The organism is Herbaspirillum sp. NPDC101396 (assembly GCF_044767365.1).
Lineage (GTDB): Bacteria > Pseudomonadota > Gammaproteobacteria > Burkholderiales > Burkholderiaceae_D > Herbaspirillum.
Map to the genome: position 1 here is coordinate 434,910 of NZ_JBIWNT010000001.1, position 15,166 is coordinate 450,075.

The 15,166-nt window shown below is 60.6% G+C and carries 15 protein-coding genes; 3 read left to right on the plus strand and 12 right to left on the minus strand.

Translation table 11 applies throughout. The features are described 5' to 3' along the window. Window positions 1-3: 3 nt before the first annotated feature. From ACIROY_RS02025 to ACIROY_RS02050, 6 genes are all read right to left on the minus strand, one after another. The gene (locus tag ACIROY_RS02025; RefSeq protein WP_402339226.1) at window positions 4-1,122 is read right to left on the minus strand and encodes a porin; all 1,119 of its coding nucleotides are present in this window, start codon (window positions 1,120-1,122) and stop codon (window positions 4-6) included. A gap of 431 nt (window positions 1,123-1,553) precedes the next feature. Beyond that, window positions 1,554-2,330 (minus strand): peptidylprolyl isomerase, encoded by a 777-nt coding sequence (locus ACIROY_RS02030; protein WP_116432649.1) that lies wholly within the window; start codon window positions 2,328-2,330, stop codon window positions 1,554-1,556. Between the two features lie 86 nt (window positions 2,331-2,416). Beyond that, on the minus strand, window positions 2,417-2,692 hold the full coding sequence (locus ACIROY_RS02035) for a BolA family transcriptional regulator (protein WP_116432650.1): 276 nt from the start codon (window positions 2,690-2,692) through the stop codon (window positions 2,417-2,419). Beyond that, window positions 2,689-3,309, minus strand: coding sequence for a septation protein A (locus ACIROY_RS02040; protein WP_402271738.1), 621 nt, complete (start codon window positions 3,307-3,309; stop codon window positions 2,689-2,691). The genes ACIROY_RS02035 and ACIROY_RS02040 overlap by 4 nt, the downstream gene beginning before the upstream one ends. Before the next feature lie 63 nt (window positions 3,310-3,372). Then, the gene (gene msrB / locus ACIROY_RS02045) at window positions 3,373-3,771 is read right to left on the minus strand and encodes a peptide-methionine (R)-S-oxide reductase MsrB (RefSeq protein WP_053197842.1); all 399 of its coding nucleotides are present in this window, start codon (window positions 3,769-3,771) and stop codon (window positions 3,373-3,375) included. Window positions 3,772-3,856: 85 nt separating this feature from the next. Beyond that, window positions 3,857-5,353, minus strand: coding sequence for a YdiU family protein (locus tag ACIROY_RS02050; protein WP_402339229.1), 1,497 nt, complete (start codon window positions 5,351-5,353; stop codon window positions 3,857-3,859). Between the two features lie 161 nt (window positions 5,354-5,514). On the opposite strand from ACIROY_RS02050, the gene ACIROY_RS02055 reads away from it, so the two are divergent. Beyond that, window positions 5,515-6,036 (plus strand): hypothetical protein, encoded by a 522-nt coding sequence (locus tag ACIROY_RS02055; protein ID WP_402339231.1) that lies wholly within the window; start codon window positions 5,515-5,517, stop codon window positions 6,034-6,036. A gap of 76 nt (window positions 6,037-6,112) precedes the next feature. Here the strand turns inward: ACIROY_RS02055 and ACIROY_RS02060 are convergent, their stop codons facing one another. The 4 genes from ACIROY_RS02060 to ACIROY_RS02075 form a co-directional block, all read right to left on the minus strand. Then, complete coding sequence (locus ACIROY_RS02060) at window positions 6,113-7,429, minus strand: MFS transporter (protein WP_402339233.1); 1,317 nt, start codon at window positions 7,427-7,429, stop codon at window positions 6,113-6,115. A 198-nt stretch (window positions 7,430-7,627) separates the two neighbouring features. Continuing rightward, entirely contained in the window at window positions 7,628-8,386 is a 759-nt protein-coding gene (locus tag ACIROY_RS02065) for an SDR family oxidoreductase (RefSeq protein WP_116432655.1), read from the minus strand. A gap of 73 nt (window positions 8,387-8,459) precedes the next feature. Further along, window positions 8,460-9,893: an aldehyde dehydrogenase family protein gene (locus tag ACIROY_RS02070; RefSeq protein ID WP_402339235.1), complete on the minus strand. Its 1,434-nt coding sequence runs from the start codon at window positions 9,891-9,893 to the stop codon at window positions 8,460-8,462. A 19-nt stretch (window positions 9,894-9,912) separates the two neighbouring features. After that, entirely contained in the window at window positions 9,913-10,710 is a 798-nt protein-coding gene (locus tag ACIROY_RS02075; RefSeq protein ID WP_402339237.1) for an SDR family oxidoreductase, read from the minus strand. Between the two features lie 282 nt (window positions 10,711-10,992). On the opposite strand from ACIROY_RS02075, the gene ACIROY_RS02080 reads away from it, so the two are divergent. Both ACIROY_RS02080 and ACIROY_RS02085 read left to right on the plus strand, forming a co-directional pair. Beyond that, window positions 10,993-11,805: a FadR/GntR family transcriptional regulator gene (locus ACIROY_RS02080; protein WP_402339239.1), complete on the plus strand. Its 813-nt coding sequence runs from the start codon at window positions 10,993-10,995 to the stop codon at window positions 11,803-11,805. Window positions 11,806-11,851: 46 nt separating this feature from the next. Next, on the plus strand, window positions 11,852-12,793 hold the full coding sequence (locus ACIROY_RS02085; protein ID WP_116432658.1) for a LysR substrate-binding domain-containing protein: 942 nt from the start codon (window positions 11,852-11,854) through the stop codon (window positions 12,791-12,793). A 52-nt stretch (window positions 12,794-12,845) separates the two neighbouring features. Here ACIROY_RS02085 and ACIROY_RS02090 read toward each other — a convergent pair whose 3' ends face one another. After that, window positions 12,846-14,024: a TIGR03364 family FAD-dependent oxidoreductase gene (locus ACIROY_RS02090; RefSeq protein WP_402339241.1), complete on the minus strand. Its 1,179-nt coding sequence runs from the start codon at window positions 14,022-14,024 to the stop codon at window positions 12,846-12,848. 76 nt (window positions 14,025-14,100) lie between these two features. Continuing rightward, window positions 14,101-15,126, minus strand: coding sequence for a putative 2-aminoethylphosphonate ABC transporter substrate-binding protein (locus tag ACIROY_RS02095; protein WP_402271711.1), 1,026 nt, complete (start codon window positions 15,124-15,126; stop codon window positions 14,101-14,103). Window positions 15,127-15,166: the final 40 nt, after the last annotated feature.

Genomic DNA, 15,166 nt, shown 5'->3' on the forward strand with positions numbered 1-15,166 from the left:
GGATCAGAAAATGTGACGGATACCGACGCCGACAGTGGTCACGCTGTTCTTGCCAGATGCCGAGTTGGTCAACTCGTACACGGCTGCGTCGCGGGCCTTGTTGTAGTCGATCGTGGTGTACAGCTGGGTGCGCTTGGACAGCGCATAGTCGGCCCAACCGACCACGGCATAACGCTTGCCGTCGCCGACGTTGCCCAAGCCGGTGTACGACACGTTCTTGCTCTTGTCGTAGTAGAACGCGCCCGTCAGGGTCAGGGCGCTGGTGGCCTTGTAGCTGCTGCCCAGGAAGAAGCCATTATCCTTGCGCTGGTTGCCGGGAGTTGCCGCTACCGTGGTCGCGGTGGTCCAGCCGGTGCCGACATCGCTGTCGGCAGCCATGTAGGCGCCGGTCAGGCCGGTTTGGTCCTTGATGTTGAACCAGCCGCCGAATACCTTGGCCGGGCCGAAGTCATAAGACGCCGACAGGTTCCAGACCTTGTCCTTGTAGCTGGAATTGGTGGCGCTGACGGTTTGCTGGTAGCCGCCGCCGATCGCGAAGCCGCCGACGGTATAACGCAAGGCGCTGCTGAACTGGCTGCCCGTGCGCAGCGAACCGGCCTGCTCGCCGAACGCCCAGCTGACCGAAGCCGACACCGGACCGAAGTCGTTGTCATAGCGCAGCATGTTGGGAGTGCGAATCAGGGTGCCGGCGGCCGGCAGCCAGGAGTTGCTTGCATAGTTGCCGACGGTCAGCGGGTCGAAATGATCGGCCAGCAGATCGAACAGAGGGGTGTTCTGACGACCCACACGGATCTTGCCCAAACTGCCTTGCAGGCCAACCCACGATTGACGGCCGAACAGTGAGCCGCCTTGCAGCATGGCGCCGTTATCGCTGCTGAAGCCGTTTTCCAGCTGGAACATGGCTTTCAGGCCGCCACCCAGATCTTCGGTACCCTTGAAGCCGATACGGCTATTGGCAATCGCGCCGTTATCCACGCGAACGTTGCTGTTGCCCTGGGCATTGGCGTTGCTGAGGTAGTGGATGCTGGTGTCGACGATACCGTAGATGGTGACGTTGGACTGTGCGAAGGCGCTGGTGCAGGTCAGACCTGCAATAGCCAGGGCCAGGTAAGTTTTTTTCATTTATATCTCCTGAACTTGCATCTGTTATGGATGGCAGGGAGCGTGCACGGTATCGTGTACCGGCTGCCTCCTGCCTTTCATCGTCGCGCTTGCTTTTGAATGTTGGTGCGCGGCGTCGCCCCGATAGAGGCAAGGCGCAAGAATATCAGGACGTTTTTCCGCTGAAAAAGGAAATCGGCGGCAACGGTGTTTTTTGTCGTTTTTCGGTAAATGCGTAAATAATTTCCTCATCCTTATTGACTGAAATGCGTGTTTCGCGCACGGATGGTAATTTTTTTTGGTTTTTTACGCATGAAGCGTCATTTTTTGTAGAAATCAAAAAACAAGGCCTTAAAATTAAAAAAACGCCCAAACCGTTTCCGGCAGGGCGTTTTTTTCGGTCCGCGGAACGCTTGCGCGCGCCACGAGATGATGCGGGGTACTACTGAGTCTTATTGAACCTTGGCTTTCTTGCGCAGTTCTTCCTGATAAGCCTGCAGCTTCTTCTGTTGCAGTGCTTCAGCGATTTGCGGCTTCACTTCTTCCAGGGTCGGGACCTTGGCCGGACGTGTGTCTTCCAGCTTGATCACGTGGTAACCGAATTGGGTCTTGACAGGTGTGTCGGTGACTTCACCCTTCTTCAGTGCAACCATGGCGTCGGAGAACGGCTTCACGAACGAAGCAGGCGTGGCCCAGTCCAGATCGCCGCCGTTGGCTGCGGAACCGGTGTCCTTCGATTGCTTGGCCAGGTCTTCAAACTTGGTGCCGGCCTTCAGCTTGGCGATGATTGCCTTCGCGTCTTCTTCCTTGTCGACCAGGATGTGGCGCGCGTGGTATTCCTTGTCGCCGGCTTGCGCCTTGAACTTGTCGTACTCGGCCTTGATGTCGGCGTCTGCAACCGGATGCTTCTTCAGATAGTCGCCGATCAGGGCGCGGATGACGATGCCCTGGCGCGCCAGTTCAAGCTGGTTCTTGACGTCGGCGTTGTTGCTCAGGCCTTGCTTGTCGGCTTCCTGCATCAGGATTTCGCGGTTGATCAGCTCTTCCTTGACGGCGCCGCGCAGTTGCGGACTGTCAGGCTGACCTTGTGCAGTCATTTGCTTGACCATGGCGTCGGCACGCGACGATGGGATGGACTTGCCGTTTACGACGGCCAGGTTTTGCGCCATGACAGGCAGAGCAGCGGCTGCAAACAGCAGTACCAGCAAACGAGCAGGTTTGAATGTCATTATCGAATCCTAAAAAATGGAGGTAATAAGGTAACTAATAGCTAACAAGCTAGGAAGTGAGAGATATAAGAGGGGGGATAGTCTTGTTAGTTCGCTATTTCTGATGGTGCGATAGCCGTGATGGCCAGTGCGTGTATATCCTTGTGCATCATGTCAGCCAGGCAATCATACACCAGCCGATGCCGAATTAAACGATTTTTCCCCTCAAAAGCGGCTGAAATCAGGCGTACGCGATAGTGCCCGCCGCCCGACGCAGCGCCCGCATGACCGGCATGCAGGGCGGATTCGTCTTCCACCAGACACTCGCTCGGGGTGAAGGCGGCAAGCAGCCGTTCGCGGATGACATCCGGCCGCGCGCTCATTCCGCGTCCTTCATGTATTTCGACAGGAACACGCTCTGCGCGATGATGAAAGCGAACATCAGCCCCATGCTGCCGAACATCTTGAAATTGACCCAGACGTCGAGCGTGTAATTGAATGCCACATACAGATTGAGCAAGCCCATCGCGAGGAAGAAAACCGACCACGCCAGGTTCAGCTTGACCCACACCGGCTCAGGCAGGGAAACCTGTTTTTCCATCGTTGTGCGGATCAGATTCTTCTTGAAGAAAAGTTGGCTGACCAGCAAGGCGACCGCGAAGCACCAGTACAGAATGGTCGGCTTCCATTTGATGAACGTATCGTCACGGAAGTAGATGGTGGCGCCGCCGAATACCACGATGATGGCCAGCGAGACCCACAGCATGCCGTCGACCTTCTTGCGGCGCGCCAGCAGGTAACCGATCTGCGCCAGCGAGGCGACGATGGCGACCGCCGTAGCCAGCAGAATCGGCGCCAGCGTGGCCGTTGCCGTGCCGCCGGACATCACGCCCGACAGATACTGCGACACCAGGCCCTGGGCGGCGTCGGCATGGCCTTCCCCCCATTTGAATACGCCAAAGAAGAGGATGACGGGAAACAGGTCGAACAAGAACTTCATGTGCGTGAGTCTTTTTAAAAGTAGATGGGCGGATGCCGCAGGATGATACAGACCCGCAGCTTATCAGGTGGCCGGATCAAAGCGCAATGAAGCCGAATTGATGCAGTAGCGCAAGCCGGTCGGCGGCGGGCCGTCGGGGAACACATGTCCCAGATGCGCATCGCAGACGTTGCAGACGATTTCGGTGCGGATCATGCCATGGCTCTTGTCGACGATCTCGCGCACGTTGGCCGGGTCGAGCGCCTTGAAATAGCTGGGCCAGCCGCAACCCGAATCGAACTTGGTGTCGGAGGCGAACAAGGGCGTATTGCAGCAGACGCAGGTGTAGATGCCGGCTTCGTGATGGTCCCAGAATTTACCGGTGAATGCGCGCTCGGTGGCGGCATGGCGGGTCACCTGGTATTCCATGGTGTCCAGTTGGGCGCGCCATTCGGCATCGGTTTTTTGAACTTTGGCAGTCATGGGGTGGCTCCTTGGCAAGGGTGATGAATAAATTTTTGAATGCGGTGCATATGGCTTGGTCGCGCGGCGCCGGACAATCTTACGCTCACGAAGAGCAACTGACTTCCAGATGGCTGGCCCAGTCCGGCGGCAGGTCGGCGTACTTGTCGTGTTCCGGCTGCTCGTCGAAAGGCCGGCGCAGGATTTCCTGCAGCTTGGCCACTTCCGAGAAGTCCTTGTTCTGCGCCTTGTCGATGGCGACTTGCGCCAGGTAATTCCTTAGCACGTATTTGGGGTTGCTTGCATCCATTGCAAGTTTCCGTGCGGCATCAATGCTGTTTTCCTGTTGCAGGCGGGCGCGGTATTGTTCGGCCCAAGCATCGAAGGAAGCTCGTTCGATGAACAGATCGCGCAATGGTTCATCGCCGCCCTTGTCGGCCGCATGCAGATCGCTCAGGCGGCGGAAGAACGATGTGAAATCGACATGGCCGGCCTGCAGGATGGCGAACATGGACTCGAACAGTTTGTCGTCGTCAGCCTGACGGGTCGCCAGGCCGAGTTTTGCGTGCAGCAAGTCATCGTTCTTTGCGGCAAACTCGACCTCGTAGTGCCCCAGCGCTGCTTCGGTCTCTTCCACGCTGTCGATCAGCGGCAACAGCGCCTGGCCCAGTGCGAAGCAGTTCCACTGGCCGATGCGCGGTTGATTCTGATACGAATAGCGTCCCTGCTGGTCGGTGTGGTTGCAGATGTGGCGCGCATCGAAGGCTTCCATGAAGCCGAAGGGACCGTAGTCCAGCGTCAGGCCGAGGATGGACATGTTGTCGGTGTTCATCACGCCGTGCATGAAGCCGACCGCCTGCCAGTGCGCCATCAGGTGCGCCGTACGGCGCGTGACTTCGGTCAGCAGCGCACGATAGGGATTGTCGGCGCCGAGCAATTCGGGATAGAAATTGGCGATGACGTTGTCGGCCAGCAGTTTCAGTTCATCGTGGCGCTTGTTGTAGTACCAGTGTTCGAACGAGCCGAAGCGGATGAAGCTGGGCGACATGCGTGCGACCACCGCCGTGGTTTCCAGCGTCTCGCGCCGGACTTGCTGATCCGATCCGGTCACGCACAATGCGCGTGTGGTCGGGATGCCGAGGCCGGCCATGGCTTCGGAACACAGGAATTCGCGGATCGACGAGCGCAGCACGGCGCGGCCGTCGCCCATGCGCGAATAGGGCGTCTGCCCGGCGCCCTTGAGCTGGATCTCCATGCGGCCGCCATCGCGTGCCGGCAGGTCGCCCAGCAGGATCGCGCGGCCATCGCCAAGTTGCCCGGCCCACACGCCGAACTGGTGGCCGGAATACACGGCCGCTAACGGCTTGGAGTGCTGCGCGATGACGTTGCCGGTGAAGACGTCGATGAAATCCTCGCTGTCGGCGGTCGCAGCATCGATGCCGATCAGCGCAGCGGCGTCCGCACTGACGCCGACCAGATAAGGCTGCGGCAATGGCGTCGGTTGCAGGCGTGTGAAGAACGCCGGCGGCAATTCCGCAAAAGCATTGGCAAAGGGCAGCGCGGCGGGATCGATATTGCCGGACGGGGTGACGGGTGCGTTCATGAACTTGGACCAGCACAAAAGAATCCGCCATTTTGACAGAGAAGCGGGCAGGCCATCGGATGAGGCTGCAGTTTGGGCTGGAGTTCAGGGCGCACTAGGTCCGGCATTTCTTCGGAGGATGTGAGACCATCCCGCCAAACCTTCACCGCGAGTCCTCCATCATGAGCACATTACCCAGCCGCATCCGTAGTCACGTCCTGTTGCTTGCCTTCCTGACAGGCAACGCCTTTGCTGAAGTTCCAGCCTATGCCCCGGTCAAGGCGCATGTCTGCAGTGAGTGCGCAGTCACCGTGCCGGCTGAAATGACGCCTGCGCGTGGCGTGGTCATTTCCCAGGGCGCATTCGGCACGACGGTCGGTTACTGGTCGGCAGTCGATCTCGACCGGCGCAGCATGACGCGCTTCATCACCCAGCTGAAAAGTCCGACCGAAAAGCCGGCGCTGGTGCAAAGCCGTACGGTGCAGCTGAGCGACGACGACCTGGCCGTTATCGTGCCGCTGATGAATGCGGTCTGGAGCCTGCCTGAAGCCTTGCCGCTTCAACGCAGTACGGATGCGGTATGGGCGCTTGAACTGTTCGATGGCGGCGTGCGGCGCAAGGAGTACGGCTTGGGCGCGATCCAGGCGCAGGGCGCCGAACTGAACAACGTGCTGGATGCAATCTGGCGCCGGCTGGCGCGCTGAAGCCACGCAAAGCGGGCGCATAAAAAAACGGCGGAGTCCCTTGCGGGCTCCGCCGTTTCTTATTGAGGATGCCGTCTTACTTGTTGACCAGCTTGGCCGGCACCGCCAGCGTCAGCAGCCCGCCCAGCAACAATGACGCCGCCAGTACGTACATGCCGGTGTTGGTGCTTTGGGTGGCGTCTTTCAGCCAGCCGACCAGGTAAGGGCTGACGAAACCGGCCAGGTTGCCCAGCGAGTTGATCAGCGCGATACCGGCAGCCGCCGCAGCGCCGCTCAGGAACGCCGTCGGCAGGCTCCAGAACAAGGGCAGCGTGGTCAGGATGCCGACCGCAGCCAATGTCAGCGAAGCCATCGCCAGCAAGGTGTTGTGATCGTAGACCGTGCTGAACAGCAGGCCGACGCAGCCCAGGAATGCCGGGATGGCGACGTGCCAGCGACGTTCGCGATGCTGGTCGGCGCTACGGCCGATCATGATCATCGCGACAGCGGCGACAGCGTAAGGAATCGCGGTCAGCAAGCCGATATTCAGCGGGTCCGTGACGCCGGTGGTCTTGATGATGGTCGGCAGCCAGAAGCTCACGCCATACAGGCCCATCACGAAGCAGAAGTAGATGATCGCGCTCAGCCATACCTTGCCGTCGGCGAACATCTGGCCCAGCGAGACTTCAATCTTCTCGGACTGTTCCTGTGCGATCTGCGATTCCAGCAGGCGCTTTTCATCTTCGCTCAGCCAGTCGGCGTCGCGGATGCGGTCCTTCAGGTAAAAGATCACGACCACGCCCAGCACCAGCGACGGGATCGCTTCGATGATGAACATCCATTGCCAGCCGGTCAGGCCGTGCACGCCTGGGAAGGCATGCATGATCCAGCCCGACAGCGGGCCGCCGATGACGCCCGAGATGGCGATGCCGGTCATGAACAACGCGGTGATCTTGCCGCGGCGATGCGACGGATACCAATAGGTCAGGTACAAGATCACGCCGGGGAAGAAGCCGGCTTCGGCCACGCCCAGCAGGAAGCGCATGACGTAGAACATTTCCGGCGTCGTCACGAAAATCATGGCGCCCGAAATGATGCCCCAGGTGATCATGATGCGCGCGATCCAGAGCCGTGCACCGACCTTGTGCAGGATGATGTTGCTGGGGACTTCAAAGATGAAATAGCCGATGAAGAAAATGCCGGCGCCAAGGCCATACACGGTTTCACTGAACTTCAGGTCCTGCAGCATTTGCAGCTTGGCGAAACCGACGTTGACGCGGTCCAGGTAAGAAGCAACATAGCAGAGGAAAAGCAGCGGAAGCAGACGCCATGTGACTTTGGAAAAAGTCGCTTCTTCAAACGATACATCGGTGCCGGGCGACGCAGCGATGCCTTGTGCTGGGGTATACGACATGTCTCACTCCATACGTATTAAAAATGGATCAGTCTTGTTGTTATGAAAAGCCAGTCTCGTGGACTGGCCTTATTAAGTACTGATTGTGTTTTTTGGTTCTTGTTTTTTATTGCAGCGTGATTATAGACATAAATTTCGCCGATTCAACGTAAAGCGTTTCATCACTGACAAAACGCTTACAGCCGGTCTTGTGCTTGACTACACGCAGCGACCGCCATCGACTTCCAGGCAAGCGCCGGTAATGAACGACGCTTCATCCGAACCCAGGTACAGGCAGGCGTTGGCGATGTCGTCCGGCGTCGAGAAGCGGCCCAGCGGAATCGTCGCGGTGAATTTCTTGCGATTTTCCGGGGTGTCGGGTACGCCCATGAATTCGGTCAGCAGGCCGGTAGCCGAGATCACCGGATTGACGCAGTTGACGCGGATGTTGTCCGGGCCGAGTTCGGCCGCCATCGATTTGCTGGTGGTGATGACCGCGCCCTTGCTGCCGTTGTACCAGGTCAGGCCCGGACGCGGGCGGATGCCGGCGGTCGAGGCGATGTTGATGAAGGCGCCGCCGCCGACCTTGCGGAAATAGGGCACGAAGGTCTTCGCGCTGAGGAAGATGCTCTTGACGTTGATCGCGTAGACGCGTTCGAATTCGTCCTCTTCGATTTCCAGCATCGGACGATTGCGGTGGGTGGTGCCGGCGTTGTTGACGACGATATGCACGCCGCCGAAAGCCTCCAGCGCAGCGGCCAGCATCGCCGCCGTATCGGCACTCTTGGAGACGTCGGTCTTGATGAAACGGGCCTGTCCGCCTGCCGCGACGATGTCGTCGACGACGCGCTTGCCGCCGGCTTCATTGATGTCGGCCACCAGCACGCGCGCACCTTCGCGTGCATAGCTCTTGGCGATGCCTTCGCCGAAACCCGAACCGGCGCCGGTCACGATGGCTACTTTGTCTTTGAGTCGCATGTCTTCTCCTTGTGGTGTTGAATGGTTTTTTTAGTCGTGTATTTAATCGTGTACAGGCGTGTACAGGCGTGTACTAGTCGTGTTTGATGGCGATGGTCTTCAGGACCGTGAAGCCGTACAGCGCTTCGAAACCTTTTTCGCGTCCGTGGCCGCTGGCCTTGACGCCGCCGAACGGCAACTCGACGCCGCCGCCCGCACCATAGTTGTTGATGAAGACTTGGCCGCTGCGGATCGCCCGCGCCAGGCGGAACTGGCGTCCGCCGTCGCGCGTCCACACACTTGCAACCAGGCCGAAATCGGTGCCATTGGCGAGGCGGATGGCGTCGGCTTCGTCTTCAAACGACATCGCCGCCAGCACCGGGCCGAACACTTCTTCCTGCGCCAGACGGTGTTGAATCGGCACGTCGCGCAACAAGGTCGGCGCCTGGTAGAAACCGCCTGCCGGCGCGCCGTCGGCGATGCGGCCTTGCGCCACCACCGGGATCTTGCTGTCGGCGGCGTCGCGCAGGAAACCGGCCACGCGTTCCTGTTGCGTCTTGCGGATCAGCGGGCCGCAGTCGAGATCCATCGCCGCCGAGCCGACGCGCAATTTGCCGAAAGCGGCGCCGACCCGTTCCAGTACTTGTTCGTACGCACTGCGCTGGACCAGCAGGCGGCTGCCGGCGGAACAGGTCTGTCCGGAGTTCTGCACGATGGCGTTGACGATCACCGGCAGCATGGCGTCGAAGTCGGCGTCTGCAAACACCACCTGCGGCGACTTGCCGCCCAGCTCCAGCGTGACCGGCGTGTGATGTTCGGCGGCCGCGCGCACGACGATCTTGCCGACGTTGGGAGAACCGGTGAAGGAGACGTGATCGATGTCGGCATGCTTGACCAGCAGGTCGCCGGCTTCATGGCCGTAGCCGGTGACGATATTGAGCACGCCTTCGGGGAAGCCGACTTCGGCCGCCAGCTCCGCCACGCGCAGCAGCGACAGGCAGGCGTCTTCGGCGGGTTTGACCACGCAGGTGTTGCCGGCGGCGAGGGCGCCGCCGACGCAGCGGCCGAAGATCTGCATCGGGTAATTCCACGGCACGATGTGCGCGGTGACGCCATGCGGCTCACGCAGCGTCAGCACGGTGTAGCCGGTCTGGTAGGGAATCGTCTCGCCATGCAGCTTGTCGGCCGCGCCCGCATAGAACTCGAAATAGCGCACGATGGCGGCGGCATCGGCGCGCGCCTGCTTGAACGGTTTGCCGCAGTCGCGCGCTTCCAGTTGCGCCAGTTCTTCCTGATGCTCGGCCAGCTTTTGCGACAGCTTCATCATCAGGCGGCTGCGGTCGGCTGCGCTGGTGCGGCTCCAGACGTTGTCGTAAGCCTTGCGCGCCGCCAGCACGGCCGCGTCGATGTCGGTCGCGTTGCCGCGCGCCAGCGATTCGAAAACTTCGCCGTCGGAAGGATCGATGACGGGAATGCTTTCGCCCGAAGACGGTGCGGTCCAGCGGTTGTTGATGAAGTGCTGTTTCATGATTTCAAAGTCCTTTGATTTACATGGCAATCGACATGCCGCCATCCACGTACAGAACGTGACCATTGACGTAGGAGGCGGCGTTGGAAGCGAGGAACACGGCGGCGCCGGCGATTTCCGCCGGCTGCGCCCAGCGCCCCAGCGGCGTGCGCGTGGCGAAATGGGCGTTGATTTTTGGATCGGCGATTGCGGCGGCATTGGCTTCGGTGGCCACGCCGCCCGGAGCAATCGCGTTGCTGGTGATGCCCAGCGGACCGTATTCGGCGGCGAGTGCGCGCATCATGCCGGTCAGCCCGGCCTTGGCGCCGGTATAGACGGCGTCGCCGGAGCGCGCGATCTGGCCGGCAATCGAGGTCACGGTAATCAGGCGGCCGCGCTTGTTCGGCACCATCAGGCGCGCCGCTTCGCGCGAGAGCGTGTAGCCGGCGATCAGGTTGGTTTCCATCATGGCGACGATGTCGTCGTCGCTGAATTCGAGCAGCGGCTTGCGGTTGCGCACGCCGGCATTGTTGACCAGCACGTCGAGACCGGCGTGTTCCTTGGCGATGCGGGCGAAGGTGTCCTTGACGGCCGCCTTGTCGGTCACGTCGAAGGCGAGGGCGCTGGCCGACAAGCCTTGCACCGTCAGGCTTTGCACGGCGCTTGCCAAGGTCTCTGCATTGCGGCCGCCGAGAATCACGTGGGCGCCGCTGCCCGCCATGGCGCGGGCGATTTCCAGGCCGATGTCGCGCGCTGCGCCGGTGACGAGTACGGTCTTTCCTGCAAGCGAAAACTGTTCGAGGTAAGGCTGGCTGGGCTGAATGTAAGGCTTATTCATGATTGGCTTCGATAAACAATGGACGGCAAAAGATATCACCGTCGCAGCCATTGAGCCGGACCGTCTGTCTCCTGTCGTTTTTGTTCTATGGGCTTCGGTCGGAAGATGCCGCCGTTGCCTCGTCTGGGTTTCAATGTAAGTTGATCGCCAAAAGATGTCAATTGATATTACTACTTATTCAGATGATCGCCATTGCACTAGAGGCCATAAGGAGGGCTTATGGCCGCGGCGCAAATACGCTACCATGCGCAATCATCAGAACATCGCCATTGGAGACCCGCCATGCCGAAATCGCCAGCCGACCAGCCGCAGGAAAACCCCGACGCCAAGGTTGTCAGCATCCGCACCCAACTGTCCACCGATGCGCTCGCGCTGGCCGCAGCCGGACTCGGTCCGGTGCGCCAGGAACGTTTTGCCGAACGGGTCTATGAAAACCTGTTCCACGCCATCGTCGAAGGCAAGATCAGCGTCGGCAGCCGCCTGCCGTCAGAAAACGACCTGGCGACGCTGTTCGACGTCTCGCGTCCCATTGTGCGCCAGGCGCTCGACCGGCTGCGCGAAGACCAGTTGGTCGAATCGCGGCGCGGCTCCGGCACTTACGTCATGGACAGTCCGGGCGTCGCCGGCAAGTCCGCCACAGCGGAACCGTCAGAGCGCATCGGCCACATCATGAACGGCCTCGAGCTGCGCATGGTGGTCGAGCCCGAATGCGCCTACATGGCGGCCCTGCGCCGCAGCACCGCCGACCTGACCCGGATGGACGAGTTGCTGACCGGGTTTGAAGAGGCCAACGCCGTCGGCGGCATTGCCCACCATTTCGATTTCGCCTTTCACGAGGCGATCGCCACGGCAACCGCCAACCTGCGCTTCGTGCAGGTGTTGAAGACGCTGGAATACGACGTCAGCCACGCCGTCAATATGCTGCGCCACCTGATGCACATCCAGCCGTGGAAGCGTACCCAGGATGCCATGGACGAGCATCGCAACATCTTCGAGCTGATCAAGCGCCAGGACGCTGAAGGCGCGCGCCGGGCCATGCGCGGGCATATCGAAAATGCGCGCAGCCGCATGTTCAACAGTCGTCCCGGCTTGTAATTAAAAATAACAACTTAAAACAACAACCTGAATCGGATCCGTCTGCATGGAATTGCGCCAACTCAGATATTTCGTCGCCATCGTTGATCACGGCTCGCTGTCGCGCGCGGCGCGCGTGCTGCACATCGCCCAGCCGGCGCTGACGCAGCAGGTTCGTCAGCTGGAAGAAGAACTCGAAGCGCAATTGCTGCATCGTTCCGCGCAAGGCGTCATTGCCACGGACGCCGGCAAGACCTTCTACGAACACGCGCAAGCCATCCTCAAGCAGGTCACCGACGCCAAATCGGCGGTGGCGCAATCCAACGACAAGCCGTCCGGCACCGTGGCGCTGGGCATTCCGCAAAGCGTTTCGGGAGCGCTGGCCTTGCCGCTGCTGACTGCGATCCGCGCCACCTATCCGGAAATCACCTTGCTGCTCACCGAAGAGCTGACCGGCAACCTGATCGTCCAGCTCAAGTCGGGCCGCATCAACCTGGCGGTGCTGTTCGATGACGGCCAGCTGTCGCCGTTCGCCAGCACGCCGATGGTGGAAGAAGAGATGATGTACATCACGCGCGCCGATTCGCAATACGGCGCCGGCAAGAAGAAATCGGTCACGCTGGCGCAGGCCATCAAGGCGCCGCTGATCCTGCCCGGCCTGCAGCACGGCGTGCGGCCGCGTATTGAAAACATCGTGCGCGCACAAGGCATGTCCCTCGACAACGTGATCGAGATCAATTCGGTGGCGATCCTGAAGTCGGCCATCCTCGCCGACATCGGCGCGACCATCCTGCCGGTGGCGCCCTTGCTGTCGGAAATCGAACGCGGCGACATGGTCGCGCTGCCGATCAGCGGTGAACGCATGGCGCGCACCTTGGCCTTGTGCGCCTCGAAGAATATCCCGCTGACCAATGCGGCGGCGGCGGTGGAACGGCTGGTGCTGGATGTGACCGATGACTTGTGCCGCAAGGGCAAGTGGCTGCACGCAGAGGGACTGGCGCGCGAGTAGTTGTTTTTGCAGAGTCATCACTATCCCGGTACACGTCGGGACAGTGATGATTTCAGTTCTTGTCGACCGCCGGATCCGGCAACTTCGCGCCATCGAGCAACGCGCCGACCACACGTTCACCCAAGGCCAGGCCCACGCTCATGCCGATGCCGGTATGCATCAGCACCACCGTGGTCTTGGCGTCGACCGGTGTGGCCGAGAACGGTCCCGGTCCCTTGCTGCCGTAGACGCCTTGCCAGCGTTCCAGCACGTTCAGTTTCACACCCAGCGTCTCTTCCGCCAGACCGATCATGAGCTGATCGATTTCTTCGTTATTGAACGGCGGCGCATCGACGCCGTAGTAGTGCGAGTCGCCGATGATCAGTTCCTGATACGGCGTCGGGCTGACCAGCAGATGGATGCCGTGGCGGTTCAGCACCGGATACTGCGCCTCGATTTCCGCATTGACCCCGGCCGCACTCGGCAAGTCGGAGAACGCGCCGTAATGCGTGCACGACAAACCGGTCAGGACCGCATGCGTCAGCGGCAAGCGCTCCTTCGGCGCCGCGCGCAACATCTGCAGGCGGCAGACCTTGAGATTCATTTCGCCGAGCTTGTCGGCAAACAGTGTCTGGTAATCGTGGCCGGAACAGACGATGGTGCGCTCGGCGCGGAACTCACCGGCGGTGGTCGACAGGTGACCGTCGCGCGCTTCCCTGACCAGCGTGTTGAAATAGAATTGCACACCCTGCGATTGCAGGTAGCACACCAGCGCCGGCACCGCCTCGCGCGAATACAGTTGCAAGTCCTGGGTGCCGTGCAAGGCCGAGCGATGATGGCGGAAACGGCCGCCGTACAACGTGTCGAGCTGTGCGCCTTCCAGCAGCGAGGCGTCGTAGCCATGCTGGCGCGCCCGCACGATCATGAATTCTTCGAGTACCGCGTGTTCGGCAGCGGTGCGGGCGAACAGCAGGGTGCCGGATTCGCGTGCGCTGAAGTTGGCGCGCTGCGCCAGGTGCAGCCACAGTGCGCGGCTTTGTTTTGCCAGGCCGAGCATGACGCCCGGCGGTTGGCCGGTGACCAGGCCCATGCCGAAATTGCGGATCGAGGCGCCGATCGGCGTCGAGCTGCGTTCGAACACGACCACGCGCAGGCCGCGCTTGACCGCTGCAAAGGCGTGCGCCAGGCCGAGTATGCCGGCGCCGACGACGGCGACGTCGATGTGATCCTTGTTGGTGTTGGTATTGCCCATCCGATGCTCCACGTTCTTCTGTTCAGCGCCGCCCGCGCTTTAGATGGCGAGGGCGGCAGGTCTGCATGCTCTCAGCTTATTGCTTCTTTTCAGCCTTGCTTTCGTAGCGCTTGCTCCACTCGGTCAGGATGCGGTCGCGGTTGCTGCTGGTCCAGACGAAGTCGTTCTTGGTCAGGCGCTTTTCGTAGTCGGCAGGCAGCAGCGGATCAGGCTTGGCAATGCCCGGCACGGCCAGCACGGCGAAGTTCTTTTCGTATTGCATCATGGCGTCCTTGCTGGCGGAGAAATCAGCCAGGCGCTTGGCGGCATCGAGGTTCTTGGTGCCCTTGACGATGGCAGTCGCTTCCAGATCCCAGCCAAGGCCTTCCGACGGCAGGATGATGTCGATCGGCGCGCCTTCCTTCTTGGTCTTCACGGCGCGGTATTCAAACGCGATGCCGATCGGGAACTCGCCGGTGGCGGCTTGCTTGCATGGCTTGGAGCCGGAGTGGGTGTACTGGCCGATGTTCTTGTGCAGCGCGTCCATGTAAGCCCATGCCTTGTCTTCGCCCATCATCTGGATCCAGGCGGTGACGTCGAGGTAGCCGGTGCCGGAGGAGGCTGGATGCGGCATCACGATCTTGCCGGCGTAGATCGGCTTGGTCAGGTCGGCCCACGAAGTTGGCTTCGGCAGACCTTGCTTTTGCGCTTCGACGGTGTTGAAGCAGATCGCCGAACCCCAGACGTCCATGCCGACCCATGCCGGCGGATTGGCCGGGCTGCGGTACTTGGCTTCAATCGCCGACAGGTTCTTAGGCGCGTAAGGCGTCAGCATGCCTTCCTTGTCGAGGATCGCCAGGCTGGAAGCTGCCAGGCCCCAGATCACGTCGGCCTTCGGATTGGCCTTTTCAGCCAGCAGCTTGGCGGTGACGATGCCGGTGGAATCGCGCACCCATTTGATTTCGATGTCCGGATTGCTCTTTTCGAACTCGGCCTGATACGCCTTGATCTGGTCCGCCTCAAGCGCGGTGTAGACGGTCAGTGTGGTCGCTGCATGCGCCGACAGCAGGGCGCCTGCACCCAGTACGGAAGCAAGCAGTTTCAGAATGGTTGTAGGTTTCATGGTTGCTTTCTTGTGATGGAAAAGTAAAACGACGAACGAG

Excerpts from the sequence above, each read along its gene's own strand:
- ACIROY_RS02070 (WP_402339235.1), bottom strand. The coding sequence starts at position 9,893 with ATGAAACAGCACTTCATCAACAACCGCTGGACCGCACCGTCTTCGGGC.
- ACIROY_RS02090 (WP_402339241.1), bottom strand. The coding sequence starts at position 14,024 with ATGGGCAATACCAACACCAACAAGGATCACATCGACGTCGCCGTCGTC.
- ACIROY_RS02075 (WP_402339237.1), bottom strand. The coding sequence starts at position 10,710 with ATGAATAAGCCTTACATTCAGCCCAGCCAGCCTTACCTCGAACAGTTT.
- ACIROY_RS02030 (WP_116432649.1), bottom strand. The coding sequence starts at position 2,330 with ATGACATTCAAACCTGCTCGTTTGCTGGTACTGCTGTTTGCAGCCGCT.
- msrB (WP_053197842.1), bottom strand. The coding sequence starts at position 3,771 with ATGACTGCCAAAGTTCAAAAAACCGATGCCGAATGGCGCGCCCAACTG.
- ACIROY_RS02025 (WP_402339226.1), bottom strand. The coding sequence starts at position 1,122 with ATGAAAAAAACTTACCTGGCCCTGGCTATTGCAGGTCTGACCTGCACC.
- ACIROY_RS02035 (WP_116432650.1), bottom strand. The coding sequence starts at position 2,692 with ATGAGCGCGCGGCCGGATGTCATCCGCGAACGGCTGCTTGCCGCCTTC.
- ACIROY_RS02055 (WP_402339231.1), top strand. The coding sequence starts at position 5,515 with ATGAGCACATTACCCAGCCGCATCCGTAGTCACGTCCTGTTGCTTGCC.
- ACIROY_RS02095 (WP_402271711.1), bottom strand. The coding sequence starts at position 15,126 with ATGAAACCTACAACCATTCTGAAACTGCTTGCTTCCGTACTGGGTGCA.
- ACIROY_RS02060 (WP_402339233.1), bottom strand. The coding sequence starts at position 7,429 with ATGTCGTATACCCCAGCACAAGGCATCGCTGCGTCGCCCGGCACCGAT.
- ACIROY_RS02065 (WP_116432655.1), bottom strand. The coding sequence starts at position 8,386 with ATGCGACTCAAAGACAAAGTAGCCATCGTGACCGGCGCCGGTTCGGGT.
- ACIROY_RS02040 (WP_402271738.1), bottom strand. The coding sequence starts at position 3,309 with ATGAAGTTCTTGTTCGACCTGTTTCCCGTCATCCTCTTCTTTGGCGTA.
- ACIROY_RS02050 (WP_402339229.1), bottom strand. The coding sequence starts at position 5,353 with ATGAACGCACCCGTCACCCCGTCCGGCAATATCGATCCCGCCGCGCTG.
- ACIROY_RS02080 (WP_402339239.1), top strand. The coding sequence starts at position 10,993 with ATGCCGAAATCGCCAGCCGACCAGCCGCAGGAAAACCCCGACGCCAAG.
- ACIROY_RS02085 (WP_116432658.1), top strand. The coding sequence starts at position 11,852 with ATGGAATTGCGCCAACTCAGATATTTCGTCGCCATCGTTGATCACGGC.